The sequence below is a fragment of the Amycolatopsis sp. MtRt-6 genome (assembly GCF_017308975.1).
GTDB lineage: Bacteria > Actinomycetota > Actinomycetes > Mycobacteriales > Pseudonocardiaceae > Amycolatopsis.
Window position 1 is genome coordinate 37,672 of sequence record NZ_JADWPD010000029.1, and the last position, 24,012, is coordinate 61,683.

Below are 24,012 nucleotides of genomic sequence, written 5' to 3' on the forward strand. Positions count from 1 at the left end.
AAGCACAGCCATTTCCAGCACGAGCGGGGCGCTTACGCAAATCGCTGAAACCTTTCCCGATGACTCTGATTACCCCGCCGATCGGCCCCCGCTAGATTCGGCACACCCATCCGCGAATCCACAGGTCAGAACCGGGGGTCATGTCATGACCACAACGCTGCGCCCCGAGCCGGGCCTCGTCGCCCCAGCCGATCTCGCCGCAACCCTCTGGGCGGACGTCGCGCCGATCCTGCGCGACGTACCGGAACCACTCGACGCGGCACTGCACTCGCTGCTGCGGTCCGTCATCCCGCTGATGACGTCGGCCGCGGACGGCGACGACCGGTGGTCGGAGGAAACGGCCACCCGGATCCGCCAGCACGTCGCGAAGATCGCCGACGCCACCACCGACGTCACCCCCATCGTCGGGATGGTCAGCGAACTGACCTCCCGGGTGCTCCACGTCGTGATGTCCGGGGCGGGCACGCGCCCGGCCGCCTCGCCGCGGACGGTGTCGGCGGCCGGCAGCAGGCTCGTCGCCGAACTGCTCGCCGGGGCCCACCACACCACGACGCGGAAGCACCGCGGCACCCTCGCCAAGGGCCGGTCGCAACGCGCGCAGGAACTGCTCCGCGGCATCCGCACCGAAGCCGACGACGACTACGACCTCGCCCCCGCCTACGCGGTGGTCGCCGTGCACTGCGGCGAACCGCTCGACACGGCCGTGCTGACCGGCACGTTCGACCAGGTCGCCCCGGACGGGGCACTGACCGCACTCGGCCCGGCGGGCGGCTTCGCGCTACTGCCGGCCGGCGACGAAGCCCGCGCGGCACAGCTCGCCCGGCGCGCGCACGCCGGGTTGCCCGGCCGGGTGTGGATGTCGGTGTCGTGGCGTCCGCGCGGCGAAGTCGCCTGGGGCCGCCAGGAAGCGGGCAAGGTGCTGTCCCTCGCGCTGGCCGCCGACCACGAGCCCGGCGTCTACCTGCTGGAGGACCTGCTCGTCGAGTTCGCCGTCGCCCGCGAGCCGACGGTCAGCGACAACCTGGTGCGGATCATCGAGCCGCTGCTGCAGCACCCCGCCCTGCTCGAGACGCTCAAGGTCCTGGTGGCGACCGACGGCAACCGCAGCCAGGCCGCGGAACGGCTCATCATCCACCGCAGCACGCTCGATTACCGCATCCAGCGCATCGAGCAGCTGACCGGTCTGCACCCCGGCAGCGTCCGCGGGATCAACGTCCTCAGCGCGGCCTTGACCGCGCACGCCGTGGCGGCGCAGGCCGACCGGCCGGGCACCCCGAAACCCCGGGCCGGCGGCAATTCATGAGCAGTATTCATATTGCCGCCACGGCCGGCCCGCACAATTTCCCGAATACTTCTCACGTCTCGCGCGGGACCCGCGGCCGAAGATGAACTCCCGATTCCGCCCGGGTTTCCGCGAGCACGGCCGAAGGAGGTGACCCCGGTGCCCGGATGGTCCCCGGAACCGGCGATTCCCGCACCGCCGCGCGGCCGGTTGCTGGTGGCCGACGACGAGGTGAGCATCGCCGCGATCCTGTTCACCACGTTCCAGTTCCTCGGCTACGACGTCGTCACGGCCGGCACCGGCCGGGAGGCGCTGCGGGCCGCGGCCGCCGCCGCGCCGGACGTCGTGCTGCTCGACGTGATGCTGCCGGACTTCGACGGGTTCGAGGTCTACCGGCGGCTGCGCGCCGCCGACGTCACGGCGCCGGTCATGTTCCTCAGCGCCCGCCAGTCCACCGACGACAAGGTGCACGGGCTCACCCTGGGCGGCGACGACTACGTCGCCAAGCCGTTCGACATCAAGGAACTGGTCGCCCGGGTGGAGGTCCTGCTGCGCCGCAGCGCGCACCCGGCACCGTCCGGCGCCCGGCTGCAGGTCGGCAGGCTCGAGCTCGACCGCGCGACGCGCGAGGTGTGGAAGGACGGGACGCCGGTCCAGCTGTCGGCGACGGAGTTCGACCTGCTGTGCCACCTCATGGCGAACCCCGGCAAGCCCGTGTCCAAGGCGGACATCCTGGCCGCGGTGTGGGGCCACGGCGCCCCCGGCGACTTCGGGGTCGTCGAAACCTACGTGTACTACCTGCGGCGCAAGCTCGGCCAGGAGCTGATCCGCACGGTGCGCAACTTCGGCTACCTGATCAGCGCCTGAACCGGAGAACGAAGACGGGCCCGGCGTCACACCGGGCCCGTCCGTTCGCGCCGGTACCGGTCAGAACCGGCCGTCGCGCAGTGCCACGAGGTCGTCGCCCGACAGCACGGACGCCTGGCCGGGGACGGCCGGGGCCTCGCCCTCGGCGAACGAACCGCCGTTGTGGTGGGCCCGGTAGTAGTCGACCCCCTTCTGCACCGCCCAGTTGGCGATGAAGGCGGCACCGGCACCGTTGAAGGCGGCCCAGAAGCAGGACACCGGCGCGGCGCCGACCACCATCTCCAGCGGCTGGAGGGAGTCACCGACGTTGACGAAGGACTCGACCGAGTTCATTGCGTTCTCCACATTCTTCGATGATTGACAATCGGCTCGGAACCACGGGGTTTCGCCCGTGTTCCCATTCCTGCCCGGGAACCGGTCAGAACCGCGCGGCGAGCAGGTCGAGCAGCTCGTCGCTCGAGGACTCGCCGGCCCCGGCCGGTCCGCCGACGGCGGGGACGAAGTGGCCGCCGCCGTGGCGCGCGACGTACCAGTCGACCGCCTTGTCGATGGCGTAGTTCACGCCGATGCCGACGAAGGCGCCGGCGAAGACGGCGGGCGTGCAGACGACCGCCATCGCCGGGGTCAGCACCTCCAGCGGCTCGGGCGAGCCGCCGGAGTTGGCGAAGGACTCGATCTGGGTCATTCGATTCACCTTACGTTCTGCCGAAAGGGGCTTTGTTCGGGGAAGCAGCCGAGCTCCTCGCCTGCTCGACAACGCGACACTATCCCGCCGGCGGGAAACGTCACATCCACCGGAATACCTATTCGCATTCGTCGACATTCCGAACAAACGGCAACCGATTCCACGAAAACACGAAGCGCGGCACGGTGTTCGGTGTTCCGCGGAAGAACATCCGCGCATCGCGGAGTGGTTCACCCGGTCGGCCGAACGTCTACACTGGACACACTTTGTCCTGGACGGAAAGGCCCGCCGTGACGACTGCCGAGCGGCCGCCGAGGTCACTGCGCACCAAGCTGGTGGTGACCGTGCTGACCGCGACGTCGATCGGGCTGGCCGCCGCGCTGGTGATCACGATCGTCGGCGTGCACTCGTTCATGCGGTCCCGCCTGGAGAAGCAGGTGACCGAGTACCTGACCGGGCTTTCCGAGTACCTGGCGATCCCGCCCGAAGCCCGCAAGCTGGCCCCGCGGCCGGCGCAGCGCGGCGTGTGCGCGGCCATGATCGTCACATCGTCCGGGCAGCTCGAACAGTACTGGGGCGCGCAGCCGGCCAAGGTGCCCACCCCGCCGGCCGGCCTCCTGCGTTCCATGGCCGCCGACGGCGCCATCGTCCCGCTGCCCGGCTCGACGTTCCTCGGGATGGCCCGGCAGCTGCCGGACGGCAGCTACGTCGTCGGCGCGGTGTCCTCTGAGGACTACGACCAGATCGCGCGCCGGATCGTGTTCGCCGGCTGCCTGGTCGCGCTGATCGTGCTGACCGTGCTCGCCCTCGTCCTGCTCCAGCTGAGCAAGAGGTGGCTGCGGCCACTGGAGTCCGTCGTCGGCACGGCCCGGTCGATCGCCGACGGAGACCTGTCGCAACGCGCCGAAGTCGCCGACTCGACGTTCGAGGCCTACAGCCTCACCCGGTCGTTCAACACCATGGTGTCCCGGCTGCAGGATTCGTTCGACCTGCGCGAGTGCGCCGAGCTGCGGTTGCGCCGGTTCGTCGCGGCGGCCGGGCACGAGCTGCGCACCCCGCTGTCGGCGATCTCCGGCTACGCGCAGCTGGCCCAGCTCGGCGCGCTGGACGAGCCGGAGAAGTTCCACGCCGCCATGCGCCGCGTGGGCGGGGAAACGAAGCGGATGACCGCGCTCATCGACGAGCTGCTGCTGCTCGCGGAACTCGACCGGGGCCGCCCGTCCGAGGCGGAACCGGTCGACCTCGGCCCCCTGTGCGTCGACGCGGTGCACGACGCGCAGGCGGCCGCCCCCGAGTGGGAGCTGCGGCACGACATCGACCCCCGCCGCGAGTACCCCGTCGTCGGCGACGCGTTCCGGCTGCGCCAGATCGTGACGAACCTGCTCGCCAACATCAGGGCCCACACGCCGAAGGGCACCAAGGCGCAGGTGTGGCTGTCCACGACGGGCACGGAGCACGTGATCGACATCCTCGACGACGGCCCCGGCATCGACCCCGCCCTGCACGAGCGGGTCTTCGAGCCGTTCTTCCGCGCCGGCCCCCAGCGCACGCCGGGCAGCGGGCTCGGCCTGAGCATCGTGGCCGAGCTGGTGCACCACCACGACGGCACGATCCGCGTGCTGCCCACCGACACCGGCTGCTGGATCCGGGTCAGCCTCCCGGCGATGGCGATGACCGAGCTCCCCGCCGGCGCCGATTCGCCGGTTTAGGTCTCGTTGGTCGCGGCAGACCGGCACGCCGGCCGGCCGTTCGGTACGTGCGCGGGCGGGGCGGCTCAGGAAGCCGTCCGGAGCTGGGTCAGCAGCCTGCTGAGCTGCTCGCCCAGCCGGCGCGTGGCGGCGAAGTGCGCGGCGGCGAGGGGGTCCGGTAGCACCTCGCGGGCCGGCAGGCGGACGTCCGGGCGGTCGCACAGGCACCCCAGGCGACCCAGCCCGCGCCAGGCCATGAGTGCCGCGCCCACCGCCGGGGCCTCGTCCGTGCCGACGACCTCCAGGGGCACGTCGAGCGCGGCCGCCAGCAGCGAGGCCCACAACGGCGACCGCAGGGCCGAGCCGGCCGCGCGCACCCGGGTGATGGCTCCCGGCCCGAACGCGGCGCGCACCGTCGCCAGCTCGCGGGCGACCCCCTCCGCCATCGCCCGGGTCATCGCCGCCCTGCCGTGCTCGACCCGCAGGCCGACCAGGGCGGCCTGGAAGTCCGGGTTGCCCCACGACGTCGCGTCGGCCGCCGGCTGCGGGATCCCGATCAGGCCCTCCGCGCCGATCGGCACCAGCTCGGCTTCGGCCAGCAGGTCGTCGATGTCGACGCCGCCGAAGGACTCCGCCGCCCAGCGCGCCACCGCGTCCCCGTTGCTGAACGTCCCCCGCGAGATCCACAGCCCGTCGGCGAACGCGTGGCACGACACCAGCTCCGACTCCGGCACCACCGGCCGGTCCTCGAGCACGCACAGGTCCGCCGCGGCCCCCATCGACAGCGCGGCGCACCCGCGGTCCATCGCCCCGACGCCGAGCTGCGCGGTGGCCGCCCCGGACGCGCCGACGGCCACCGGGGTCCCGGGCGGCAGGCCGAGCAGCTCGCCCGCCGCGGCCGTCAGCCGCAGCACCGTGGTGACCTCCACCAGGTCCGGCAGCTGCTCGCGGCGCACGCCCGCCACGTCCAGCGCCGGCTGCGCCCAGTCCAGGGTGGCCGACTCGACCCACCCGGCGGCCGACGACGTCGAAACGTCGGTCACCAGCCGGCCGGTGAGGCGCGACAGCAGGAAGCCCTTCAGCCCGGCCCAGTGCGCCGCGTGCCCGAACAGCCCGGGGTCGTGCCCGGCGAGCCAGGCCAGCTTGACCACCGGGGACGCCGGGGTCAGCGGCACCCCGGTCAGGCGGTGCAGGGCGCTCCCCTGTTCGGCGACGAGCCGGCGCGTGGTGCCGACGGAACGGCCGTCGGTGGCGGTGAGCACCGGCGTGAGCGGCAGGTGCGCGGCGTCCAGGGCCAGCAGGGTGGGCAGGCGGGACGTCAGCGACAGCCCGCGCACGCGGTTGCCGAAGACCTCGCAGATCCCGGCCGCCTCGCGGACCGCCGAGGCCAGGGTGTCCAGCACCAGCCAGGGGTCCTGCACCGGGTCGACCGGGTGGTGCGTGGTCCGCGGCAGCGGCCACGCGACGGTTTCCCGCAGGTCCAGGTCCTCGCCGAGGACGGCGACGGTGATCACCGCCGTCCCGATCTCGACCCCCAGGACCACATCCGGCCGCGTCATCGTCCCCCCGGCCTTTCCGTTCAGGCGGCTTCGAGACAACGCAGGTGCTCGTCACTCAGGACCAGCTCGCCGGCACCGAGGCACTCGGCGAGCTGCGCTTCGGAGCTCACGCCGATCACCGGCTCGACGGCGGGGGTGCCGGCGAGCATCCAGGCCAGCACCACCTGGTTCGCCGACGCCCCGAGGTCGCCCGCCACCTTCCGCAGCGCGGCGAGCCGCGGCTCGGTGCCGGGGTGGTCGTAGTGCGGCCAGAACGCGCGGTCGGTCCGGGTGTAGGCACCGGACAGCAGCGGCGAATACCCCTGGACGCTCAACCCGGTTTCGCGCGCGTACGCGGCCATTTCCGGGGTCAGCAGCTGCTGGGGACCGAACGGCGCTCCCGGGAAGGGCTGCAGGTAGCTGTGCCGCTGCTGGAGCCACGTGATCCGGGTGCCCGCGCTCCGCAGGGAAGCGAGATCCTGGTTGCTCAGCCCGATTTCGCGGACCTTGCCCGCCTCGACCAGCTCCTCGAACGCGCCGAGCGTGTCCGCCAGCGGGACCGCCGGGTCCATGAGGTGGGCGAAGCAGACGTCGACGTGGTCGGTGCCCAGGCGGCGCAGGCTGTCCTCGACCGCGGACCGGACCGCTGCCGGCGCCAGCCCTTCGAAGTCCATCAGGGCGCCACCGGGCACCGGGCGGCCCCCGACCTTGGTGGCGAGCCGGATCCGGTCGCGGCCGCCGCGCGCGCGGAGCCAGGCCCCGATCGTGAGCTCGCTTTCGTCGCCGGTGCCGTCCCAGCTGGCGTAGCAGTTCGCCGTGTCTAAGGCCCGCCCACCCCGCTCGGTGAAGACGTCCAGGATCCGGAACGCCGCGGCGCGGGCGGTCGCCGTCCCGAAGTTCATGGTTCCGAGGCAGATCACGGCACCGTCCAATCCGAGCGTTCTCGCGCCTGACCCGAGTTTGACACGGGTGTTCCGGCGTCGAAATCCGCACAACGCGGAACCGGATTCCGCGCGCCGCGCGTTCGTGGCCACCTGACGAGGGAAAACCCGAATCTGAGGAAACTTTGAGCTACCTACCCACCCGATCTGGTGAAGATGTCACGGGGTCAGGCCGAAACGACGACAAGGGTGAGGGCCGGATGAGTGTGAACAAGACGATTTCCCCGGTGACCGCTGGGCCGTTCGCCGCGCCGGCGGTGAGCCACGGAACAGACGTGCAGACGCCCCGCAAAACCGTGGTGCGGCACGTGCTCCCGCTGTTTTCGGACGTGCTGTCGGACGGCTTCGTCCTCGACGTGCTGGCGGCCCGCCGGGTCGGCCACGCGTGGGCCGAGTCCGGGCGCGGCCTCGAACGGCTGCTGGAGGCGGTGCAGAAGCTCACCGCCGACCTGGTGGACAAGGCGCTGAACCGGCCGGACCTGCGCGACAGCGGCACCCGCTGCCTCGCGGCCCAGCGGATCAGCGAGCTCGGCAACCGGATCCTGGTCGAGCTGACCCGCGGCTTCGCCGAGGCCGGCACGACCGCGCCGGACCAGGAGGAGCCCACCCGGCGCAAGCAGGCGGAGCTCCTGCTGAGCGGCGCGGTGGCCCCGGCGGCGGACCGGACCTACGCCGTCGTCGCGGTGGCCACCGCCGAGCTGGACCCGGCCGTGGTGGACGAGGCGTTCCGCACCCACGCGGGCGAGGACACCCTGACCCTGCTGGCCGACGGCGGCGGGCACGTCCTGCTGCCCGCGCGGGACAAGGCGGACGCCGTCCAGCGCACCGGCAAGGTGCTGGACGCGCTGGGCGGGACCGCCCGCGCCGCACTGGTGTGGCCCGGGAGCCGCAGCGTGTCCGCGTGCCGGTCGGTGGCGGACGACATCCTCGCCGAGGCGACGTCGCTGGAGTTCGCGCCCGCGGTGCACGTCCTCGACGACGTGCTGCTCGAGTTCGCCGCCGCGCACGAACCGGTGGTGTCCAACGCCCTGCTGAAGGTGATCCAGCCGCTGCTGGCCCAGCCGGTGCTGTGGGAGACGCTGCAGGTCCTGCTGGCCGAGGACGGCAACCGGGGCAAGGCGGCGGAACGGCTGATCGTGCACCGCAGCACCGTGGACTATCGGCTGCAGCGCATCGGCCAGCTCACCGGGCACTCGCCGTGCACGGTCCGCGGGCTGCGCCTGCTGGCCACCGCTTCGGCCATGCACCGCCTGGCCGAGCTCCGCCGCTCCGCCGCGTAGAAGGGACCGGTCGTGTCAGGAACGCCCTCGATCCCGCCGTTCACCGTCGTCACCGGCACCGAGGTGCGCCGGGTGCTCGACGGCGACGAGCGGACGGTCACCGCCGTCGTCGAGCGGGCCTACCGCACGCACGGCGCCGGCGACACGGTGAACCCGCCGTCCTACTTCCTGCGGTTCCCGGACCGGGCGGCCGACCGCATCATCGCGCTGCCCGCGTCGCTCGGCGGTGAGTCCGCTGTGGACGGTCTCAAGTGGATCGCCAGCTTCCCGGGCAACGTCGGGGCCGGTATCCCGCGGGCCTCCGCCGTGCTGATCCTCAACGACCGGCACACCGGCTACCCCTTCGCGGTCATGGAGGCTTCGATCGTCAGCGCGTCGCGGACGGCGGCGTCGGCCGCGCTGGCCGCGGACTGGCTGACCCGCGACCGCGGCCGGCCGGCGCGGGTCGGTTTCTTCGGCACCGGGCTGATCGCCCGGTACATCCACACCTACCTCGCCACGAACGGCTGGGAATTCGGCGAAATCGGGCTGCACGACCTTTCGGCGTCGTCGGCCGACGGTTTCGCGGGCTACCTCGCCCGGACCGGCACGGCGGCGAAGGTGGTCCGGCACGCGCACGCCGAGGCGCTGATCAAGGCGTCGGACCTGGTCGTGTTCGCCACCGTGGCGGGGGTTCCGCACGTGACGGACCCGGCGTGGTTCGCGCACAACCCCGTCGTCCTGCACGTTTCCCTGCGCGATCTGGCGCCGGAGATCGTGCTCGCCTCGGCCAACATCGTCGACGACGTCGAGCACTGCCTGAAGGCGGACACCTCCGTCCACCTGGCCGAGCAGCGGACCGGAAACCGCGATTTCCTGCACGGTACGCTGTTCGACGTCATGACGGGCGCGGTGGAGCTGCCCGCGGACCGGCCGGTGGTGTTCTCGCCGTTCGGGCTGGGCATCCTGGATCTGGCCGTGGGCAAGCACGTGCACGACCGGCTCGCCGCGGGAGCGGCGCTGACGCCGGTTCCCGGTTTCTTCGCCGACGTGTCCCGCTACGGCTGAATTTCGCCGAGCTCTTTTGAGAAAAGCGCGGAATTTGCCCGCAACAATCGCACAAAAGAAGACAAAACACCCGCTGGTCCGGTTGCATGGTGCGCATGAGACGACTCGCCGTGCTCCGCCACGACCTGCCAGCCTCGTTGGTCGTTTTCCTCGTCGCCGTACCCCTTTCGCTGGGGATCGCGCTCGCTTCGGGCGCCCCGGTGGTCGCCGGGCTGATCGCCGCCGTCGTCGGCGGGACAGTCGCCGGGATACTCGGCGGCTCCGCGCTCCAGGTCAGCGGGCCCGCCGCGGGCCTGACGGTGGTGATGGCCGAAACCATCCAGACGTTCGGCTGGGCCGTCACCTGCGCGATCACCGTGGCCGCCGGCGCGGTGCAGATTCTGCTCGGCGCCTCCCGGGTCGCGCGCGCCGCGCTGGCCATCTCGCCCGCCATCGTGCACGGCATGCTCGCCGGGATCGGCGTGACGATCGTGCTCGGGCAGGTCCACGTCATCCTCGGCGGCAAACCCCACTCCTCGGCACTGGCGAACATCGCCGAGCTGCCGGCCCAGATCGTCGCCCGGCACGACGCGGCGACCGTGATCGGGCTGCTCGTCATCGCGATCCTGCTGGTGTGGCCGCGGCTCCCGCAGGCGCTGCGGCGGGTGCCCGGTCCACTGGCCGCGATCACGGTCGCCACCGCGGTGTCCGTGCTCGCCGGGATGACCCTGCCGCGGGTGGAGCTGCCCGCGGACCTGCTGAACATCCGCTTCACCCCGCAGCTGCCCGGCGGCGGCTGGGGCGCGTTCGCCGTCGCGGTGCTCACCATCGCGGTGATCGCGTCGGTGGAAAGCCTGCTGTCGGCGGTCGCGGTGGACCGGCTGCACACCGGGCCGCGCGCCAACCTGAACCGGGAGCTCGTCGGGCAGGGCGCGGCGAACATGGTGTCCGGCGCGCTCGGCGGCCTGCCGGTCACCGGGGTCATCGTCCGCAGCTCCACCAACGTCGCCGCCGGCGCGAAGAGCCGGGCGTCGGCCGTGCTGCACGGGGTGTGGGTGCTGGTGTTCGTCGTCGCCCTCGCCGGGGTGATCCAGGACATCCCGCTCGCGGCGCTGGCCGGTCTCCTCGTCCACGTCGGGGTCAAGCTGGTCAACCCCGGGCACCTGAAGACCGTGCTGGCCCACGGCGACCTGCCGGTGTACCTGCTGACCCTCGGCGGGGTCGTCGTGTTCGACCTGCTCACCGGCGTGCTGGCCGGCATCGGGCTGGCGGTCGTGCTCATGCTGCGCCGCACGCTCTGGTCCGGCATCCACATCGAACGGGAAAGCACCGGGCCGGACGGCGAGCTCTGGCACGTCGTCGTCGAAGGCGTGCTCACGTTCCTGTCCGTGCCCCGGCTGAGCCGCGTGCTCGCCACCGTCCCCGCCGGCGCGCGGGTGCGGCTCGACCTCGTCGTCGACTACCTCGACCACGCGGCGTTCGAGAGCCTGCACACCTGGCAGCACGCCCACGAGGCCGCCGGCGGCACGGTGGAGGTCGACGAGATCGGCCACCCCTGGTTCGCCAACGGCAAGGAAGGCCGCCCGACGCGCAGCCGTCGCGCCGGTGCCGGGTTCGTGCCCCGCTGGCTGGCCCCGTGGTCGGCCTGGCAGGCCGCCGAAGTCCCCGCCCAGCCCACCCACCGCGGCGCGGCGGAGTTCCAGCGCCGCACGGCACCGCTGTTGCGCGACACGTTGTCGGGACTGGCGGACGGCCAGCGGCCCCGCACGCTGTTCATCACCTGCGGCGACTCCCGGATCGTGCCGAACCTGATCACCACCAGCGGACCGGGCGACCTGTTCACCATCCGCAACATCGGCAACCTCGTCCCGCCGGGACAGGCCGACGCGTCGATGAACGCGTCGATCGAGTACGCGGTGGGTGTGCTGGCGGTGGGCGAGATCGTCGTCTGCGGGCATTCGTCGTGCGGAGCGATGGCCGCGCTGGCCGCCGGACCACCGCCCGGTCCGCTCACCGACTGGCTGACGCACGCCGGTCCGAGCGCCCGCAGGTCGGGCCCGGTCACGGTGGACGGCACCGTCCCCGCCCGCGAAGGCGACCGGCTCGCGCTGCAGAACGTGTTGCAGCAGCTGGACCATCTGCGCGAGTACCCGCTCGTCGCCGAAGCCGAGCAGGCCGGACGACTGCGGCTGACCGGGATGTACTTCGACGTCGGCCGGGCCCAGGTCCACCTGTACGACCCCGCCGCCCGCGACTTCCAGGCCGCCGGGGTGCCGGTGGGCAGCTGAACGGAAAACCCGGGCGTGCTCGCCGTCTCCGGCTAGCTAGCCGGAGACGGCGTGCACGACGACCGCCGCCGACAGCACGTAGGCGCCGCGGCCGGTGAGCGGGTTCTGCCCGGTGACCTCTTCGATGCGCCGGATCCGGTAGTCCAAAGTGGACCGGTGGATGAACAGCTCGCGCGCGGCCACGGTCCGGTTGAAGTCGGCGCGGATCAGCGCTTCGAGCGTGCCGAACAGGACTTCGTTGCCCGCCAGCGGGGAAATCAGCCCCCGCAACCGCGCCGACGTCACCGGGTCCCGCAGCACCGCGTACTCCAGCAGGACGTCGTCGAGGCTGTACGCCCCGGCCGGGCGGCCGGTCGCCGCGGCCAGCGCCAGGACGTCCACCGCCTCCTTGCAGCCGGCGGCGAGCGCGGCCCGGGTGGCGGGCACGGTCGTCGTCCACGGCAGCTGGTCGAACCGGCCGGCCAGCGCCTCGAGCAACGGGGAGATCCGCCGTTCGAGCCGGTCCGGGACGAGCACGACGACCCCGTCGCCGCCCGGCGCGCCCAGCAGGCCGTCTTCGTGGTGCTCGTCGAGCACCGCGGCCAGCCGGTCGTGCGGCACTGCCCGCGGGAACCGGGCCGCGACCACGACGTAGGCGTCCTCCAGGCCGGCCAGCTGCGCCGGCGTGAGCTGCTCCTGCCGGAGGAGGCGCTGGACGAGGGCGCACCGGGCATCCCGCGCCGGCGCGGCGGGCGCCGGCCGGCCGGCACCCGCGAGCAGGTCCTGGACCAGCAGGTGCGCGACCTGCACGACGGACACGACCCGGCGCGGCCGGTGCCGGGCGACGACGTCGGTCACCTGGGCCGCGAACCGGCCGAGCAGGTCGGCAGCCGCGCCGGGGGCCCCGCCCGCCTCCGCGAACGCCTCGCCGGCGATCCGGACGCGGGCGCGCTGCGCGGGCGTGACCGTGGCGTCTTCTTCGATGACGCGGCGGTAGACCGCGGCCACGTCGTCCAGCAGCGCCGTCGCCACGGACCGGGCGGCCGGCGGCGTGACGCCGTCGAGCAGGTCGGCCGACGGCACCGCCATGCCGTCGACGACGAAGCCGTCCTGTGGCTGCGTCCGGCCGTCCGGCCGGTCGTCCAGCACCGTCATGCGATCCCCACCCTGTTCGACCGTGTCTTCACCGCGTTCGGCGACGCCCCATCCCCAAGCCGTCACGCACGGTGAGCGTATCGACGAAGATCGGCACCGAGCAACGCTTGCAGGGGAATCCCTCAACAACCCGGACCAAACCGGACAGACCGGATACCACCCAGGTCGGAGCGGCTTTTTCGCCCGCCGCCCACCACCCGGTGTGACCCACGTCCGAGTCCGGGGGACCTCGGGATCCACCGAAAGAGATTTCAGTGGAATGCGCAGCCGCCCGGCCCTTGTCCCCGGTCTTCGGCGTCATACACACTCTGCGCCGAAGAATTCCCCTGACCCATTCGAGGAATCATGACCGACGTGATCGAGCGCACTCCGTCGCAGGAGCCCGTGGTGCGCGTCCAAGGGCTCGAAATGAACCTGCGGACCGGCCAGGTGCGCCTTCGGGGGGAAGCGGTCCACCTGACGCCGACCGAGTTCCGGCTGTTGCGGATGCTCATGCTCAACCCGAACCGCGTCAGCCCGGGCTGGCTGCTCGAACGCGCACTCGGCGGCGGCGACAGCCGGAAGGTCCGGTTCTACGTCGGCCGGCTGCGCCGGAAACTGGGCGACCGCCACCACGTGCTGATCCGCACCGCGCACGGCGCGGGCTACCGGCTCGCCGGCCGCACCGCGACCCCGTGATCACCTTGCCCGGCAAGGGAAATCCCGGATCGACGTTCGGCGTTCGCGGATACGGCGAGGCGGTTGTTCTCCCCTAATCTTCGCGGCACGGGCGAAACCACTCGCCCGGATCGGAACGACCGAAAGGCCGCGTGGGAAATGAAGATGCGTACTCTGACGAAGATCACGACCGCCGTCGCCGCGACCGCGCTGGTGTGCGCGGGCCTGCTCGGCGCGACGGGCACGGCGGGCGCGGCGGTTGCGGGCACGCAGACCGCCTCCGACGTCACGGTGCCGGGCCTCGGCAGCGTGACCCTGACCGGCAAGGTCGTCGCCGTCCACGGCAAGTACGTCACCATCGTCCTGGACGGCTCCGGTCGGAAGGTCGTGGTCGAGTGGACTCCGCTGACGAAGGTCATCGGGGATCTGAAGAAGGACGTGAAGGTGCAGGTTGTCACCCTGAACTCGATCCTCGGCCTGATCAAGGCGGATGTGATCTCTGTCCTGGGCTGATCCTTGCCCTGGGGCCCGTGGAGATTCTTTCTCCGCGGGCCTCTTTCTTTTGGCCGGGTTTCAGGCACGGCTTCGCCGTGGCGTGGGAAATCGGCGTGTTCGATGGCCGTTAGCTTGGAGACATGACCAGCAACGCGGCTCTCTCCTCCGAGGCGGTGGCTCTCGCCGACTGCCTCGGTGAGCTGGTCGCGCGCATGCGCTCCGCCGAAGCCGAACTCGGGGCCCTGCTGGTGGAGATCGAGCAGCGCGGGTTGTGGCTCAGGTTCCGCCCGAGCATTGCGTGAGTGCCGAGGCCAACCTGCTGGCTTTCGCGGAGGAGGCCGGGCACAAGCAGGTCGCCGCCCTTCCGCGCCAGCGCCCTGCTTGACGCTTTGGCCGAGCGTCGCACCGGGGATGAGGGGCCCGACTTCCGCACCACCCCGCAGCGCTACGGGGATGGCCTGACCAACGACGAACGAACGAGCCGACCCGCTTACGACGGGAGAACCGCCGCAACCGAGCGACAGCCTTCTTCGCCGGCTGTATCCGGCCACGTGATCGACCTGTGCTCCCGCCGATTCGCCGGCTGGACAACCGCCGATCACCCGCGTACCGGCGCTGAACAACGCCGTCGCCCCAGCACCAACCGGAACCGGAATGATCTTCCGCTCCGATCGTGGCGCTCTCCGCGTACGTTTGCCGGTGGGCGTACCGCCGCGGGCCGCCCGGGAACTGGACCGCTCCCGGCCGCACCACCCACCGACCCCGCCACCTTCACCTTGCCCGCAAGCACAACGACCCCGCGTTCCGGTGACCCGCCGGTGGCGAACCCGCGTTTCCCCATCCGCGCATGGTGATTCCCGCCACCGCGTTCTACCGTTTCCTGATCATTCCGGCGAATCAGAGCGGGAGCGACCATGGATCACGACACCCGTCCGGACAGCGGCTCGCTCACCCGCCGCGCCGTGAACATGCTCAAGGCCGTTCGCGATGGCCGGGCGCAGCTGTCGCTCGGGTGCGAGCCCGATCTCTACGTCGACGGTATCCCCTGCTGTGACCAGGCGACCGCGCGTACCCTCGGCCGGCTCGGCCTTATTGCGGCGAACGGGCCCGGGCGGCTGGGCGAGCTGGTGCCCGCCGTGGTCACCAAGGCCGGCCAGAATGTGCTCGCCGCTACGGAATTCCGGGTTGCGGGCTGATCCCGACGGCAGGGGGCGGAGGGGTGCCTCCGCCCCCTGCCGTGCCGGGATCAGCCGCGGGTGAGCTCGCTCACCCGGACCGACAGCAGGTCCGAAGAGGACAGCAGCTCGTCGTGCGCCACGCCGCTGTCGAGGAGGTCCTCGCGGTCGTCGAAGTGGCCGGCGTGCTTGTGGTAGAACGCTTTCGCCGCGAAGTAGCCGAAGCCGGCCGCGCCGAGGCCGACCGCGGCCAGGTCCACCGCGGCGGGGGTGCAGGCGATGGTGACTTCCCGGCCGCCGTACTCCAGCGGCTCGAGCGATCCGGCGAACGAAGCCGTCGAAATCCTGCTCATCTCATCCTCCATCGGTTCGGTTCAGGCCTTGCCTGCGGCTTGGTTGCGCATGCCGAGCAGTTCCGCGACGGGGAGTCCCGCCACCCCTTCCGGGACTTCGAGGTCGTCGGCCTGCTGCACGCAACCGTGGTAGTGGCAGTTGACCCACCCCACCCCCGCCCCGACGGCAGCCCCGAAAAAGGTCGCCGCGGCGACCGCCCAGGTGCAGGCAGTGGGATCCACCGCCTGCGCCCCAAAGGAAAGAGGCTCCATCCCCGGGGTCACCGGGTCCTGCATGGCCTCGATCACTTCCATCTCTTCTCCTCTGCTCCCGTACCACGCACCGCGTAGCCTCGGTCAAGATAAGCGACCGGCCGGGAACGGGTCATCCACCGATTGACGGAGGATTCGGGCAACCGACACACCAGGGTGGTTGACATTCCGCGGTTGTCCGAACATTCGGGGATTTCCGACCGCAACCCGCCGATTCTGTTGCCTTCCGGAGAACGGCGGTCATCATGGCCTTACCCCGGTCGGCACGGCCGGGGAAATTCCTTGGCATACCTGCCGAACCACCGAGAACGGACGAATCCGATGACTGTTGTCGAAGCCGCCGCGAGCACACATTTCTCCCGTGACACCGGCACCTTGCAGCCGCTCGAAGTTCCCGAGGCCGTCCTGCCGCTGGCCTGCGCCGCGGAGTTCGACACCGTCTACGTCGGCGTCACCGCGTTCACCTACGCGTGGAAGGCCGCCGTGCACGTCTTCCGGCACGGGTTCGACCAGACCGCTTCGCCGGTCGCCGAAGGCCCGGCCGGCGGCGACCGCATGTCGGCCGTCCAGCTGCTGAACGTGCTCGGCACGCTGTGACACGGTGGGTCCTGCGACCGGCCGGAGCGGGCGGTCGCAGGACCCGCTGCCTCACGGGATGATGCCGCGGGAGTTCAGGGCGTCGGTGAGCGCCTCCCGCAGCTGCTGCGCGGTGGCCGCCGGATCGAGCTCCGACGGCGGCGACAGCACGTTCGAGATCACCGTCGACAGGTTCTGGTACGCCGGGGTCAGCGGGCGCACCGCGGCGTCGGCGAGCGCGGCCCGGATGTCGGCCTTCATCGGGTACTGGTCGGCCATCGTCGGGTTCGTGCCCGCGTCGGCCGGCTTCGCCGGGTCCAGCGGCCGGGTGTCGTCGTAGACGGCGGCGATGCTCGGCGGGATGCCGTCGACGAGGGCCTGGTACTTCTGGTTCGCCGCGTTGCGCAGGCACAGCGCCGCCTCGAACGCTTCCGGCTTGTGCCGCGAGTACGAGCTGATCGCCAGGTTGAAGCCGCCGATGGTGACGCGGCTGGGCCGGCCGGGCTCGACCGACGGGTAGCGCGCCCACTTGAGGTGCGCCAGGTCCTGGGGCTTCTCCTGGGCGTAGGACGCGTAGACGTAGGGCCAGTTCAGCTCGAACGCGCCGCTGCCGCGCTGGAAGGCCTGCCGGACGTCGTCCTCCTTCGAGTTCGTCAGCGACGGATCGGTGATGCCGGCGGTGGTCAGGGTCTTCAGCAGTTGCAGCGCGCGGACGGCGCCGTCGTCCATCACCACGGACTTGCCGTCGTCGGACAGGATGTGCCCGCCCGCGGACGCGACCAGCGTGTTGTAGAAGACGACCAGGCCCTCGTACTGCGCGCCGGTGAACAGCACCTGGTACGGCTTGCCCGCGGCCTTGAGCTGCTCCGCCGTGCGGATCAGCTCGTCGAAGGTCTTCGGCGGCGTGGCCGTGATCCGGTCGTCGTACCAGAGCAGCTGGACGTTGGTGTTCTTCGTGGCACCGTAGAGCCGGCCGTTCCAGCGGGCGGTGGCCAGCGGCCCGGGCAGCACGCCCTGGGTCGCCTGCGCTTCGGCCGCGCCGGTCCACGGGTCGACCCAGCCGGCTTCGGCGAACTCCGGCACCCAGGTGACGTCGAGGCCGAGGACGTCCATCGAGTCGTCGCGGGCGGCCAGCCGGCGCGCCATCTGCTCGCGCTGGCCGTCGGCGCCGCGCGGCAGCTTGTTGTAGACGATCCGGTAGCGCCCGGCGGCCTGCGCGGTGCACCGGTCGACGACCGTCTGGAGGTGGTCCTCCGGGGAGATGTACAGGTTGATCGTCAGGCCTTCGGTCCGCGCGCAGCCGGCCAGTGCCGCGCCCGCCAGCAGGATCGCGCCGGCGGCGGACCGGCCGCGTCGGGGGAACATGGGGCCTCCAGTGGTCGGGGAAAGCGGCAACTGCGTATTGTCCCCCGCGCCGCGGCCGGGCACTACGCGCAAGTCGCGGGAATAGCTCCTCCGAATGCCGGGGTACGCGCGTGCGAAGATCGCGGGGTGTCCCGGACTTCTCCCCGCCCGCGCTCCTTCTGGGACGACGCGGTGGTGTACCAGCTCTACGTCCGGTCGTTCGCCGACAGCGACGGCGACGGCGTCGGTGACCTCGGCGGGGTGATCCGGCGGCTCGGCCACATCGCCGCCCTCGGCGCCGACGCGGTCTGGCTCAACCCGTGCTACCCGTCGCCGCAGGCGGACCACGGCTACGACATCGCCGACTACCACGCCGTCAACCCGCAATACGGCACGCTCGAGACGTTCGACCGCCTGGTCGCCGAGGCCCACGCCCGCGGCCTGCGGATCCTCATGGACCTCGTCCCCAACCACTGCTCGGAGCGGCACCCGTGGTTCACCGCGGCACTGGCCGCCGGCCCGGGCTCCCCCGAGCGCGCGCGGTTCGTCTTCCGCGACGGCCGGGGCGACGAGCCGCCCAACAACTGGCAGTCGGTCTTCGGCGGCCCGGCCTGGACCCGCGTCACCGAGCCCGACGGCACACCCGGGCAGTGGTACCTGCACCTGTTCGCCCGCGAGCAGCCGGACTTCGACTGGCGCAACGCCGAGGTCCTGGCGTACTTCGACGACGTGCTGCGGTTCTGGTTCGACCGCGGCGTCGACGGGTTCCGCATCGACGTCTGCCACGGGATGATCAAGGACGCCGCCCTGCGCGACTGGGCGGGCGGCGGCTACAACGCGCACAGCTGGAACCAGCCGGAGGTGCACGAGATCTTCCGCCGCTGGCACGCGCTCGCGGCCGGCTACGGCCCGGACCGCGACCTGCTGCTCGTCGGCGAGGTCTGGGTGCCGGACCCGGCCGACCTGGACGGCTACCTGCGCCCGGACGAGCTGCACCAGGCCTTCTCGTTCGACCTGCTGGTCCAGCCGTGGGACGCGCGGGCGCTGCGCGCGGCCGTCGAGCGCGCCACCGCCCGGACCGCGGCGACCGGCGCCCCGGGGGCGTGGACGCTGGCCAACCACGACGTCCACCGGGCGGTGACCCGCTACGGCATCACCCGCCCCGAGCCGGCCCCCGCCAGCAACGACGCGTTCGCGGCCCTGATGCGCCCCCGCGGCGAGGTCGACGTCGAGCTCGGCGAACGGCGGGCCCGCGCGGCGCTGCTCCTGCTGCTGGCCCTGCCCGGTTCGGTTTTCCTGTACCAGGGCGAAGAACTGGGCCTGCCGGAAGTCCTCGACCTGCCCGCCGAAGCGCGCCAGGACCCGGTGTTCCACCGCACGGGCGGCCGCGAGAAAGGCCGCGACGGCTGCCGCGTCCCGCTGCCGTGGACCGCGGACGCCCCGGCGTTCGGGTTCGGCACGGGGGTGCCGTGGCTGCCGCAACCGGAGTGGTTCGGCCGGTACGCCGTCGACGTCCAGGAGGCGGACGAAGCGTCGACTCTGCACTTCTACCGCCGGGCGATCCAGGCGCGGCGGCACCTCGGGCTCGGCGCGCCGGGCCCGGTGGAGTGGCTCGACACGGGCGACGACGCGGTTCTGGCCTTCCGGCGCGGGAGGTTGGTGTGCGCGGTCAATACCGGGAGCACGCCGTTCACCGCACCGGACGACTGGGGTGCGGCCGTGCTCGGGAGTCCGGCGGCAGATTCGGCGGCCTGGTTCCTGCCCGGGAGCTGATCAGGAACCGGTGGCTTTGCGCGAGCCGTCCAGCAGCCGCGGGTCCACGCGCGGTGGCCACACCTCCGCCGTGTACAGGCCGGTCGCGTGGGCCTTGGCGACCAGTGCGGTCCGGTTGGGCACCGCGAACCGGCGGACCAGCGCGCCGACGTGGTATTCCACGCCCTGACGGCTCAGGTGGGCCCGCCGCGCCAGCTCGGTCGTCGGAACGCCCGCGGCGAGCCCCTCCAGGACCAGGGCCTCGAGCGGCGTCAAAAGCGGCTGCCGGGCCCGCTGCGGCCGGTCCGCCGCCTGCCGGACGGCCACGACGACCCGCCGCGAGCCTGCCAGCGCCAGCGCGGTCAGCTCGGCGGCGACCACCGTGCCACCCGGACCGCGCAGCACCACGCGTTCGGCCGCTTCGAGCCGGCCGCCCGCGGCGAGCGCGGTCAAGGCGCGGCGCGGCCCTTCGGCGAAGTCCGGGTGCAGGAAGTCGAGGAGTCCCCGGTGCCGCAGCTCGAACGCCGACGCGCCGAACAGCTCGCCGAACCCCGGTTCGGCCGTCAGCACGCGGAAGGCTTCGTCGACGCACGCGACGTGCCACGCTTCGCTCATGCCACCCACCCCGTAATACTCGGATGCCTCTGCTCGGATGTCCTCATCCAACTAGCCGGGATGACCGCCGCGGTACCCGCGATCCACGCGAGCGGCGGCGTCCCGGTGCGGAGGCTCAGTCCTCGAGCACGTGCGACGCCACCCGCGGCGGCCACTGCTCCGGGCGCAGTACCCCGGCCGCGTAGGCCCGCGACACGAGCGCGGCCCGGCTCGGTGCCCCGAGCTTCCGCAACATCGCGCCGATGCGGTAGTCGACCGCCTGGCGGCTCAGGTACAGCCGCATCGCGATGCGGACCGCCGGCTCCCCCGCCGCCAGCCCTTCCAGGATCTGCGCGTCCAGCGCGGCGAGCCGCACCGGTGCCTCGCCGGACGGCACCGGGCGCACCAGCAGCACCAGGCGCGCCTCGCCGTCGTCGTCGATGGCGTGGCCCGTCACGTCGGCGAGGAACGGCCCGGGGCCCAGTCCGACGAGCCGCTCGTCGAACCGTCCACCGAGGGCCAGCCCGGCCAGCTCGCGCCGCACCGTGTCCTGGACCGCCGGCAGGAACCAGCCGCAGAACGGCGTGCCGATCACGTCGTCCGGCGTGGTGCCGAACAGGTCCGCGAACGCGCCGTTCACCCGCCGGACCACCAGGTCGCGGCCGAGCTCGGCCATCCCGGCCTCCGGCTCCACGCGCTCCGGGAGCCGTTTTCCCCGGCGCAGCGCCGCTTCCCTCATGCTGACCACCGTCCCTTCGCCCGTGGCTCCACCGATGTGCGGAGCCGCGTCGCTCACGTTAGGCACGGGCCGCGCGGAACGAGGTGGCGATGGAGGCAATTCAGGCGCGGGCGGAGCCGCGATCCGCCGAACGCGGAACGGCTCCGGCTCCCGGGTCACCGGATGAGCCCGCCGTCGACGTGCAGCACCGAACCGGTGATGTACCGGGCCCGCGCGGACGCGAGGAACCCGGCCAGGTCGGCGACGTCGTCCGGGGTGCCGAACCGCCGCAGCGGGATGTCGGCCAGTGCGCGCTCGCGGGTCCGCTCGTCGAGCACGGCGACCATGTCGGTGTCGATGAACCCCGGTGCCACCACGTTGACGCGCACGCCGTAGCGCCCGACCTCCTTGGCCAGTGCCTTGCAGAAGCCGATCGTGCCGGCCTTCGAGGCGCTGTAGTTGGTCTGCCCGGCGGCGCCGTGCACGCCGGCGATCGAGCTGATCGCGATCACCGTGCCCGCCTTGCGCTTCATCATCCCGAACACGACCGAGCGGCACACGTGGTAAACACCGTCCAGATTGGTCTCCAGCACGGCTTTCCAGTCCTCGTCCGGCATCCGGACCAGCGGCTGGTCACGGGTGATGCCCGCGGAGGTCACCGCGGCGGTGACCGGGCCGAGCTCGGCCTCGGTGCGGGCGACCCACGCCCGCACCGCTTCGGCGTCGGCGACGTCGACCCGCTCGGCCAGGACCCGCACGCCCAGCTCGGCCAGTTCCTTCTCGACCTCGCGCGCGGCATCTTCGTCGGAGCGGTAGCAGAAGCCGACATCGAAACCGTCCCGGGCCAGGCGGAGCGCGACCGCCCGGCCGATCCCCCGCGAGCCGCCGCTGACCAGCGCCACCCCGCTCATCGCGGCCCGCCCAGGCGCAGCACCGCGCACACCACCGCGCCGTCACGGTCGGCCGAGCCGACGACGGCGACGGCACCGGGTTCGCCGGTCGCCAGGACCCCGGCGACCTGGAACATGGCCGTCGCCGCGCCGGTGTCGCCGATCAGGTCCGCCACCGGGTCGGCGCGGCCCGGCACACCGGACCAGAACTCGATCGCGACGTCGTCCGCGGACACGCCCGCGCCGGCCAGCGCGTCGTCCACACAGGACGCGAGAGTGCCCTCGAGGTCGCCGGGCAGAGCCACCCGCGACCGCACGGCGAGCACCTCTGCCAGCGCCGGGTGCGCCCCGGCGGGCTCGACGCGCAGCATCACGCAGCCCTCGCCGAGCACGCCGCCAACGCTGTCGGCAACACTGTCGACAGCACTGTGGGACTCGATCCAGGACCGCGTGTCGGAGTACTCCTCGACGGCACCGACGAGCACGTTCGACGCCCGGCCCGCCCGCAGCAGGCGGAGGGCGCAGGCCAGCGCCGAGAGACCGGCCGGCCGGCCGGCGGCCAGCGTCACGTTCGGCCCGGTCAGGCTGTGCCAGATCGCGCATTGCCCCGCGGCGGAGTTCATGATCGAGTTCGGCATGCGGGCCGCGTCGACGAAGTACGGCTTGGCCTCCGTGAAGGACGAGCGGCTGAAGTCCATGGTGCTCTGCAGGCTGCCCATGGTGCCGAGCACCAGCCCGGAGCGGTCCCCGCGTTCGGCGGGCCGGTCGGCGGTCAGGTGGCCGACGGCCCACACGGCGAGCCCGATGAGCCGGTCCATCGACCGGGTGCCCTTCCGGCCCAGCAGCTCGCGGGCGTCGAAGCCGGGCACGAGGGCCGCCTGGTGGACCGCGCCGTCGGACACCGCCGCCGGGCGCCCGCCGCGCAGACCGTCCACAAAGGAGTTGCGGTCGATGCCGTAGGGCGAGACCGCCGTCCACGCCGTGATGACCGGGTTCACCGGGTCACCTCCTCGTCGAACCGGCCGAGGACGACGACGGCGTTGTTGCCGCCGAAGGCGAGGCCGTTGTTCTGCACGATCTTCAGTTCGGCTTCGACCGCGTGGTTGGGCACGCAGTCGATGGCACACTCCGGATCGGTTTCGCGGTGGTTGATGGTCGGCGGGATGAACCGGTGGGTGATGCCCAGCCCGCACGCGATGGCCGCCAGCGCGCTCGCGGCACCCATCGCGTGGCCGAGCATCGCCTTGAACGACACGGTCGGCGGCGGCTTCTCCCCGTACACGTCCCGGATCGCCCCGGTTTCGGTCACGTCGTTCGCGGGGGTGCCGGTGCCGTGCGCCGAGATCAGGTCCACCTCGGCCGGGTCGACCCCGGCGTCCCGCAGGGCCAGCTCGATGCACTCCTTGATGCTCGCCCGGTCGGGCGCGACGGGGTGCAGGGCGTCGCAGTTGAGCGCGTACCCGAGCACTTCGGCGTAGATCGGGGCCCCGCGGCGCAGCGCGGACTCCGCGGTCTCCAGCACGATCACCCCGGCTCCCTCGCCGGTGAGGATGCCCTTCCGCTCCGAGTCGAACGGGCGGCAGCAGTCCGGGGCCACCGTCCCGAGCCGGTAGAACCCGGCGAACGTCTTGCGGCACAGGGAATCCGCGCCGCCACACAGGGCGAAGTCCGCTTCACCCGCGCGGACGGCGTCGAACCCGGTGCCGATGGCGTAGTTCCCGGCCGAGCAGGCGGTGGCCACCGTGACCGCTTCCACGTCGGACAGGGCGAGGTCCTGCGCTATCGTGGCGGAGAGCCGGGTGGCCGGCGAGCGCCGGGCCAGTACCGGGTCCATCGCCGCCGGTCCGTGGGCGAGCTCCAGCTCCGCCAGCCGGTCCAGGTCGTGGGCCTCGCCGTCGGTGGTGCCGACGCAGATCATGCCGCGCCGGGCACGCAGCTCGGCTTCGGTGAACCCGGCGTCCTCGACGGCCATCCGGGACGCCGCGACGGCGAACCGGCTCGCCCGGCCGAGCTCCTCCGGGTCCACCCGGTGGATCCAGGGCCGCGGGTCGAACCCCGCGACCTCACACCCCATCGTGCGCTCGAACCCCTCGGTGTCGAAGACGCTGATCGGCCGGGCGCCGCTGCGGCCCGCCCGCAGCGCGTCCGCGAACTCGGCCCGGCCGATACCGATGCTCGACACGACCCCGAGCCCGCTCACCACCACCCGGCGGCTCATCAGATCGCTTCCGCCTCGGTGACGACCTGGTAGACGCCGTCGAGCGTGAGCATCGTCTTCAGCTGCGACTCGGCGATCTGGATGCGGTAGCGCTTTTCGCACTGGGACACCAGCTCGATGAGCGACAGCGAGTCGACGCCGTGGTCGTCGACGAACGAGCTCGTGCCGTCGACCTCGCCGGGCTCGAGTTCGAGCACGTCGCACACCAGGTCACGCAGCTCGTCGTAGAGCTCGACCTTCACCTCGGTCATGGCTGGCT

The 24,012-nt window shown here is 72.3% G+C and carries 26 protein-coding genes; 12 read left to right on the forward strand and 14 right to left on the reverse strand.

From position 1 onward, the window contains the following. The first annotated feature begins 145 nt into the window (after positions 1-145). Positions 146-1,303: a CdaR family transcriptional regulator gene (locus tag I4Q55_RS36615; protein ID WP_206794651.1), complete on the forward strand. Its 1,158-nt coding sequence runs from the start codon at positions 146-148 to the stop codon at positions 1,301-1,303. Positions 1,304-1,441: 138 nt separating this feature from the next. Next, the gene (locus I4Q55_RS36620) at positions 1,442-2,149 is read left to right on the forward strand and encodes a response regulator transcription factor (RefSeq protein ID WP_307793409.1); all 708 of its coding nucleotides are present in this window, start codon (positions 1,442-1,444) and stop codon (positions 2,147-2,149) included. A gap of 60 nt (positions 2,150-2,209) precedes the next feature. On the opposite strand, the gene I4Q55_RS36625 is transcribed toward I4Q55_RS36620, so the two are convergent. Both I4Q55_RS36625 and I4Q55_RS36630 read right to left on the reverse strand, forming a co-directional pair. Continuing rightward, positions 2,210-2,482, reverse strand: coding sequence for a hypothetical protein (locus I4Q55_RS36625; protein ID WP_206794654.1), 273 nt, complete (start codon positions 2,480-2,482; stop codon positions 2,210-2,212). A gap of 85 nt (positions 2,483-2,567) precedes the next feature. After that, complete coding sequence (locus I4Q55_RS36630; protein ID WP_206794656.1) at positions 2,568-2,834, reverse strand: hypothetical protein; 267 nt, start codon at positions 2,832-2,834, stop codon at positions 2,568-2,570. A 290-nt stretch (positions 2,835-3,124) separates the two neighbouring features. Between I4Q55_RS36630 and I4Q55_RS36635 the strand changes: the two genes are divergently transcribed. Then, positions 3,125-4,543 carry a cell wall metabolism sensor histidine kinase WalK gene (locus I4Q55_RS36635; protein ID WP_206794658.1) on the forward strand — a complete coding sequence of 473 codons (1,419 nt, stop codon included), beginning with the start codon at positions 3,125-3,127 and terminating at the stop codon, positions 4,541-4,543. Between the two features lie 65 nt (positions 4,544-4,608). Here the strand turns inward: I4Q55_RS36635 and I4Q55_RS36640 are convergent, their stop codons facing one another. Together I4Q55_RS36640 and I4Q55_RS36645 are read right to left on the reverse strand one after the other, a co-directional pair. Beyond that, positions 4,609-6,081 (reverse strand): FGGY family carbohydrate kinase, encoded by a 1,473-nt coding sequence (locus I4Q55_RS36640; protein WP_206794660.1) that lies wholly within the window; start codon positions 6,079-6,081, stop codon positions 4,609-4,611. Positions 6,082-6,101: 20 nt separating this feature from the next. Beyond that, complete coding sequence (locus tag I4Q55_RS36645) at positions 6,102-7,094, reverse strand: aldo/keto reductase (RefSeq protein ID WP_307793410.1); 993 nt, start codon at positions 7,092-7,094, stop codon at positions 6,102-6,104. A gap of 107 nt (positions 7,095-7,201) precedes the next feature. Here I4Q55_RS36645 and I4Q55_RS36650 point away from each other — a divergent pair, with 107 nt between their 5' ends. The 3 genes from I4Q55_RS36650 (at position 7,202) to I4Q55_RS36660 (ending at position 11,595) form a co-directional block, all read left to right on the forward strand. Beyond that, positions 7,202-8,281 carry a helix-turn-helix domain-containing protein gene (locus tag I4Q55_RS36650; protein WP_206794664.1) on the forward strand — a complete coding sequence of 360 codons (1,080 nt, stop codon included), beginning with the start codon at positions 7,202-7,204 and terminating at the stop codon, positions 8,279-8,281. Positions 8,282-8,293: 12 nt separating this feature from the next. Further along, on the forward strand, positions 8,294-9,328 hold the full coding sequence (gene sbnB, locus I4Q55_RS36655; RefSeq protein WP_206794666.1) for a 2,3-diaminopropionate biosynthesis protein SbnB: 1,035 nt from the start codon (positions 8,294-8,296) through the stop codon (positions 9,326-9,328). A gap of 86 nt (positions 9,329-9,414) precedes the next feature. Continuing rightward, positions 9,415-11,595, forward strand: a complete 2,181-nt coding sequence (locus I4Q55_RS36660; RefSeq protein ID WP_206794668.1) for a bifunctional SulP family inorganic anion transporter/carbonic anhydrase — start codon at positions 9,415-9,417, stop codon at positions 11,593-11,595. 36 nt (positions 11,596-11,631) lie between these two features. On the opposite strand, the gene I4Q55_RS36665 is transcribed toward I4Q55_RS36660, so the two are convergent. Then, a complete protein-coding gene (locus tag I4Q55_RS36665; RefSeq protein WP_206794670.1) occupies positions 11,632-12,795 on the reverse strand; it encodes a CdaR family transcriptional regulator in 1,164 nt (387 codons plus the stop codon). Between the two features lie 279 nt (positions 12,796-13,074). On the opposite strand from I4Q55_RS36665, the gene I4Q55_RS36670 reads away from it, so the two are divergent. The 4 genes from I4Q55_RS36670 to I4Q55_RS36685 all read left to right on the forward strand — a co-directional run bounded on the left by I4Q55_RS36670 (position 13,075) and on the right by I4Q55_RS36685 (position 15,077). Further along, positions 13,075-13,407: a winged helix-turn-helix domain-containing protein gene (locus tag I4Q55_RS36670; RefSeq protein ID WP_206794673.1), complete on the forward strand. Its 333-nt coding sequence runs from the start codon at positions 13,075-13,077 to the stop codon at positions 13,405-13,407. 144 nt (positions 13,408-13,551) lie between these two features. Continuing rightward, the gene (locus I4Q55_RS36675) at positions 13,552-13,899 is read left to right on the forward strand and encodes a hypothetical protein (protein WP_206794675.1); all 348 of its coding nucleotides are present in this window, start codon (positions 13,552-13,554) and stop codon (positions 13,897-13,899) included. A 122-nt stretch (positions 13,900-14,021) separates the two neighbouring features. Next, positions 14,022-14,183, forward strand: coding sequence for a hypothetical protein (locus I4Q55_RS49725; protein WP_242547401.1), 162 nt, complete (start codon positions 14,022-14,024; stop codon positions 14,181-14,183). 612 nt (positions 14,184-14,795) lie between these two features. Beyond that, complete coding sequence (locus tag I4Q55_RS36685) at positions 14,796-15,077, forward strand: hypothetical protein (protein WP_206794677.1); 282 nt, start codon at positions 14,796-14,798, stop codon at positions 15,075-15,077. A 50-nt stretch (positions 15,078-15,127) separates the two neighbouring features. Here the strand turns inward: I4Q55_RS36685 and I4Q55_RS36690 are convergent, their stop codons facing one another. Both I4Q55_RS36690 and I4Q55_RS36695 read right to left on the reverse strand, forming a co-directional pair. Further along, the gene (locus tag I4Q55_RS36690; protein ID WP_206794679.1) at positions 15,128-15,409 is read right to left on the reverse strand and encodes a hypothetical protein; all 282 of its coding nucleotides are present in this window, start codon (positions 15,407-15,409) and stop codon (positions 15,128-15,130) included. Positions 15,410-15,430: 21 nt separating this feature from the next. Then, positions 15,431-15,703 carry a hypothetical protein gene (locus I4Q55_RS36695; protein WP_206794681.1) on the reverse strand — a complete coding sequence of 91 codons (273 nt, stop codon included), beginning with the start codon at positions 15,701-15,703 and terminating at the stop codon, positions 15,431-15,433. A 279-nt stretch (positions 15,704-15,982) separates the two neighbouring features. Between I4Q55_RS36695 and I4Q55_RS36700 the strand changes: the two genes are divergently transcribed. Continuing rightward, complete coding sequence (locus I4Q55_RS36700) at positions 15,983-16,258, forward strand: hypothetical protein (protein ID WP_206794683.1); 276 nt, start codon at positions 15,983-15,985, stop codon at positions 16,256-16,258. 51 nt (positions 16,259-16,309) lie between these two features. Here the strand turns inward: I4Q55_RS36700 and I4Q55_RS36705 are convergent, their stop codons facing one another. Next, complete coding sequence (locus tag I4Q55_RS36705) at positions 16,310-17,602, reverse strand: ABC transporter substrate-binding protein (RefSeq protein WP_206794685.1); 1,293 nt, start codon at positions 17,600-17,602, stop codon at positions 16,310-16,312. A 126-nt stretch (positions 17,603-17,728) separates the two neighbouring features. Here I4Q55_RS36705 and I4Q55_RS36710 point away from each other — a divergent pair, with 126 nt between their 5' ends. Beyond that, on the forward strand, positions 17,729-19,354 hold the full coding sequence (locus I4Q55_RS36710; protein ID WP_206794687.1) for a glycoside hydrolase family 13 protein: 1,626 nt from the start codon (positions 17,729-17,731) through the stop codon (positions 19,352-19,354). On the opposite strand, the gene I4Q55_RS36715 is transcribed toward I4Q55_RS36710, so the two are convergent. The 6 genes from I4Q55_RS36715 to I4Q55_RS36740 form a co-directional block, all read right to left on the reverse strand. Further along, positions 19,355-19,948 carry a LuxR C-terminal-related transcriptional regulator gene (locus tag I4Q55_RS36715; protein WP_206794689.1) on the reverse strand — a complete coding sequence of 198 codons (594 nt, stop codon included), beginning with the start codon at positions 19,946-19,948 and terminating at the stop codon, positions 19,355-19,357. It abuts the gene before it with no gap. A 115-nt stretch (positions 19,949-20,063) separates the two neighbouring features. Then, the gene (locus tag I4Q55_RS36720; RefSeq protein WP_206794691.1) at positions 20,064-20,666 is read right to left on the reverse strand and encodes a LuxR C-terminal-related transcriptional regulator; all 603 of its coding nucleotides are present in this window, start codon (positions 20,664-20,666) and stop codon (positions 20,064-20,066) included. Between the two features lie 155 nt (positions 20,667-20,821). Beyond that, on the reverse strand, positions 20,822-21,556 hold the full coding sequence (fabG, locus tag I4Q55_RS36725; protein WP_206794693.1) for a 3-oxoacyl-[acyl-carrier-protein] reductase: 735 nt from the start codon (positions 21,554-21,556) through the stop codon (positions 20,822-20,824). After that, on the reverse strand, positions 21,553-22,533 hold the full coding sequence (locus tag I4Q55_RS36730; protein WP_206794695.1) for a beta-ketoacyl synthase N-terminal-like domain-containing protein: 981 nt from the start codon (positions 22,531-22,533) through the stop codon (positions 21,553-21,555). Before I4Q55_RS36730 ends, fabG begins: the two co-directional genes overlap by 4 nt. Beyond that, positions 22,530-23,753 (reverse strand): beta-ketoacyl synthase, encoded by a 1,224-nt coding sequence (locus I4Q55_RS36735; protein WP_206794697.1) that lies wholly within the window; start codon positions 23,751-23,753, stop codon positions 22,530-22,532. The genes I4Q55_RS36730 and I4Q55_RS36735 overlap by 4 nt, the downstream gene beginning before the upstream one ends. Then, positions 23,753-24,004 (reverse strand): acyl carrier protein, encoded by a 252-nt coding sequence (locus I4Q55_RS36740; protein ID WP_206794698.1) that lies wholly within the window; start codon positions 24,002-24,004, stop codon positions 23,753-23,755. The genes I4Q55_RS36735 and I4Q55_RS36740 overlap by 1 nt, the downstream gene beginning before the upstream one ends. Positions 24,005-24,012 lie beyond the last annotated feature (8 nt).

Coding starts and splice junctions, on each gene's coding strand:
- I4Q55_RS36740 (WP_206794698.1), bottom strand. CDS start 24,004: ATGACCGAGGTGAAGGTCGAGCTCTACGACGAGCTGCGTGACCTGGTG.
- I4Q55_RS36670 (WP_206794673.1), top strand. CDS start 13,075: ATGACCGACGTGATCGAGCGCACTCCGTCGCAGGAGCCCGTGGTGCGC.
- I4Q55_RS36720 (WP_206794691.1), bottom strand. CDS start 20,666: ATGAGGGAAGCGGCGCTGCGCCGGGGAAAACGGCTCCCGGAGCGCGTG.
- I4Q55_RS36735 (WP_206794697.1), bottom strand. CDS start 23,753: ATGAGCCGCCGGGTGGTGGTGAGCGGGCTCGGGGTCGTGTCGAGCATC.
- I4Q55_RS36705 (WP_206794685.1), bottom strand. CDS start 17,602: ATGTTCCCCCGACGCGGCCGGTCCGCCGCCGGCGCGATCCTGCTGGCG.
- I4Q55_RS36695 (WP_206794681.1), bottom strand. CDS start 15,703: ATGGAAGTGATCGAGGCCATGCAGGACCCGGTGACCCCGGGGATGGAG.
- I4Q55_RS36685 (WP_206794677.1), top strand. CDS start 14,796: ATGGATCACGACACCCGTCCGGACAGCGGCTCGCTCACCCGCCGCGCC.
- I4Q55_RS36700 (WP_206794683.1), top strand. CDS start 15,983: ATGACTGTTGTCGAAGCCGCCGCGAGCACACATTTCTCCCGTGACACC.
- I4Q55_RS36660 (WP_206794668.1), top strand. CDS start 9,415: ATGGTGCGCATGAGACGACTCGCCGTGCTCCGCCACGACCTGCCAGCC.
- I4Q55_RS36715 (WP_206794689.1), bottom strand. CDS start 19,948: ATGAGCGAAGCGTGGCACGTCGCGTGCGTCGACGAAGCCTTCCGCGTG.
- I4Q55_RS36640 (WP_206794660.1), bottom strand. CDS start 6,081: ATGACGCGGCCGGATGTGGTCCTGGGGGTCGAGATCGGGACGGCGGTG.
- I4Q55_RS36675 (WP_206794675.1), top strand. CDS start 13,552: ATGCGTACTCTGACGAAGATCACGACCGCCGTCGCCGCGACCGCGCTG.
- fabG (WP_206794693.1), bottom strand. CDS start 21,556: ATGAGCGGGGTGGCGCTGGTCAGCGGCGGCTCGCGGGGGATCGGCCGG.
- I4Q55_RS36625 (WP_206794654.1), bottom strand. CDS start 2,482: ATGAACTCGGTCGAGTCCTTCGTCAACGTCGGTGACTCCCTCCAGCCG.
- I4Q55_RS36650 (WP_206794664.1), top strand. CDS start 7,202: ATGAGTGTGAACAAGACGATTTCCCCGGTGACCGCTGGGCCGTTCGCC.
- I4Q55_RS49725 (WP_242547401.1), top strand. CDS start 14,022: ATGACCAGCAACGCGGCTCTCTCCTCCGAGGCGGTGGCTCTCGCCGAC.
- I4Q55_RS36615 (WP_206794651.1), top strand. CDS start 146: ATGACCACAACGCTGCGCCCCGAGCCGGGCCTCGTCGCCCCAGCCGAT.
- I4Q55_RS36630 (WP_206794656.1), bottom strand. CDS start 2,834: ATGACCCAGATCGAGTCCTTCGCCAACTCCGGCGGCTCGCCCGAGCCG.
- I4Q55_RS36690 (WP_206794679.1), bottom strand. CDS start 15,409: ATGAGCAGGATTTCGACGGCTTCGTTCGCCGGATCGCTCGAGCCGCTG.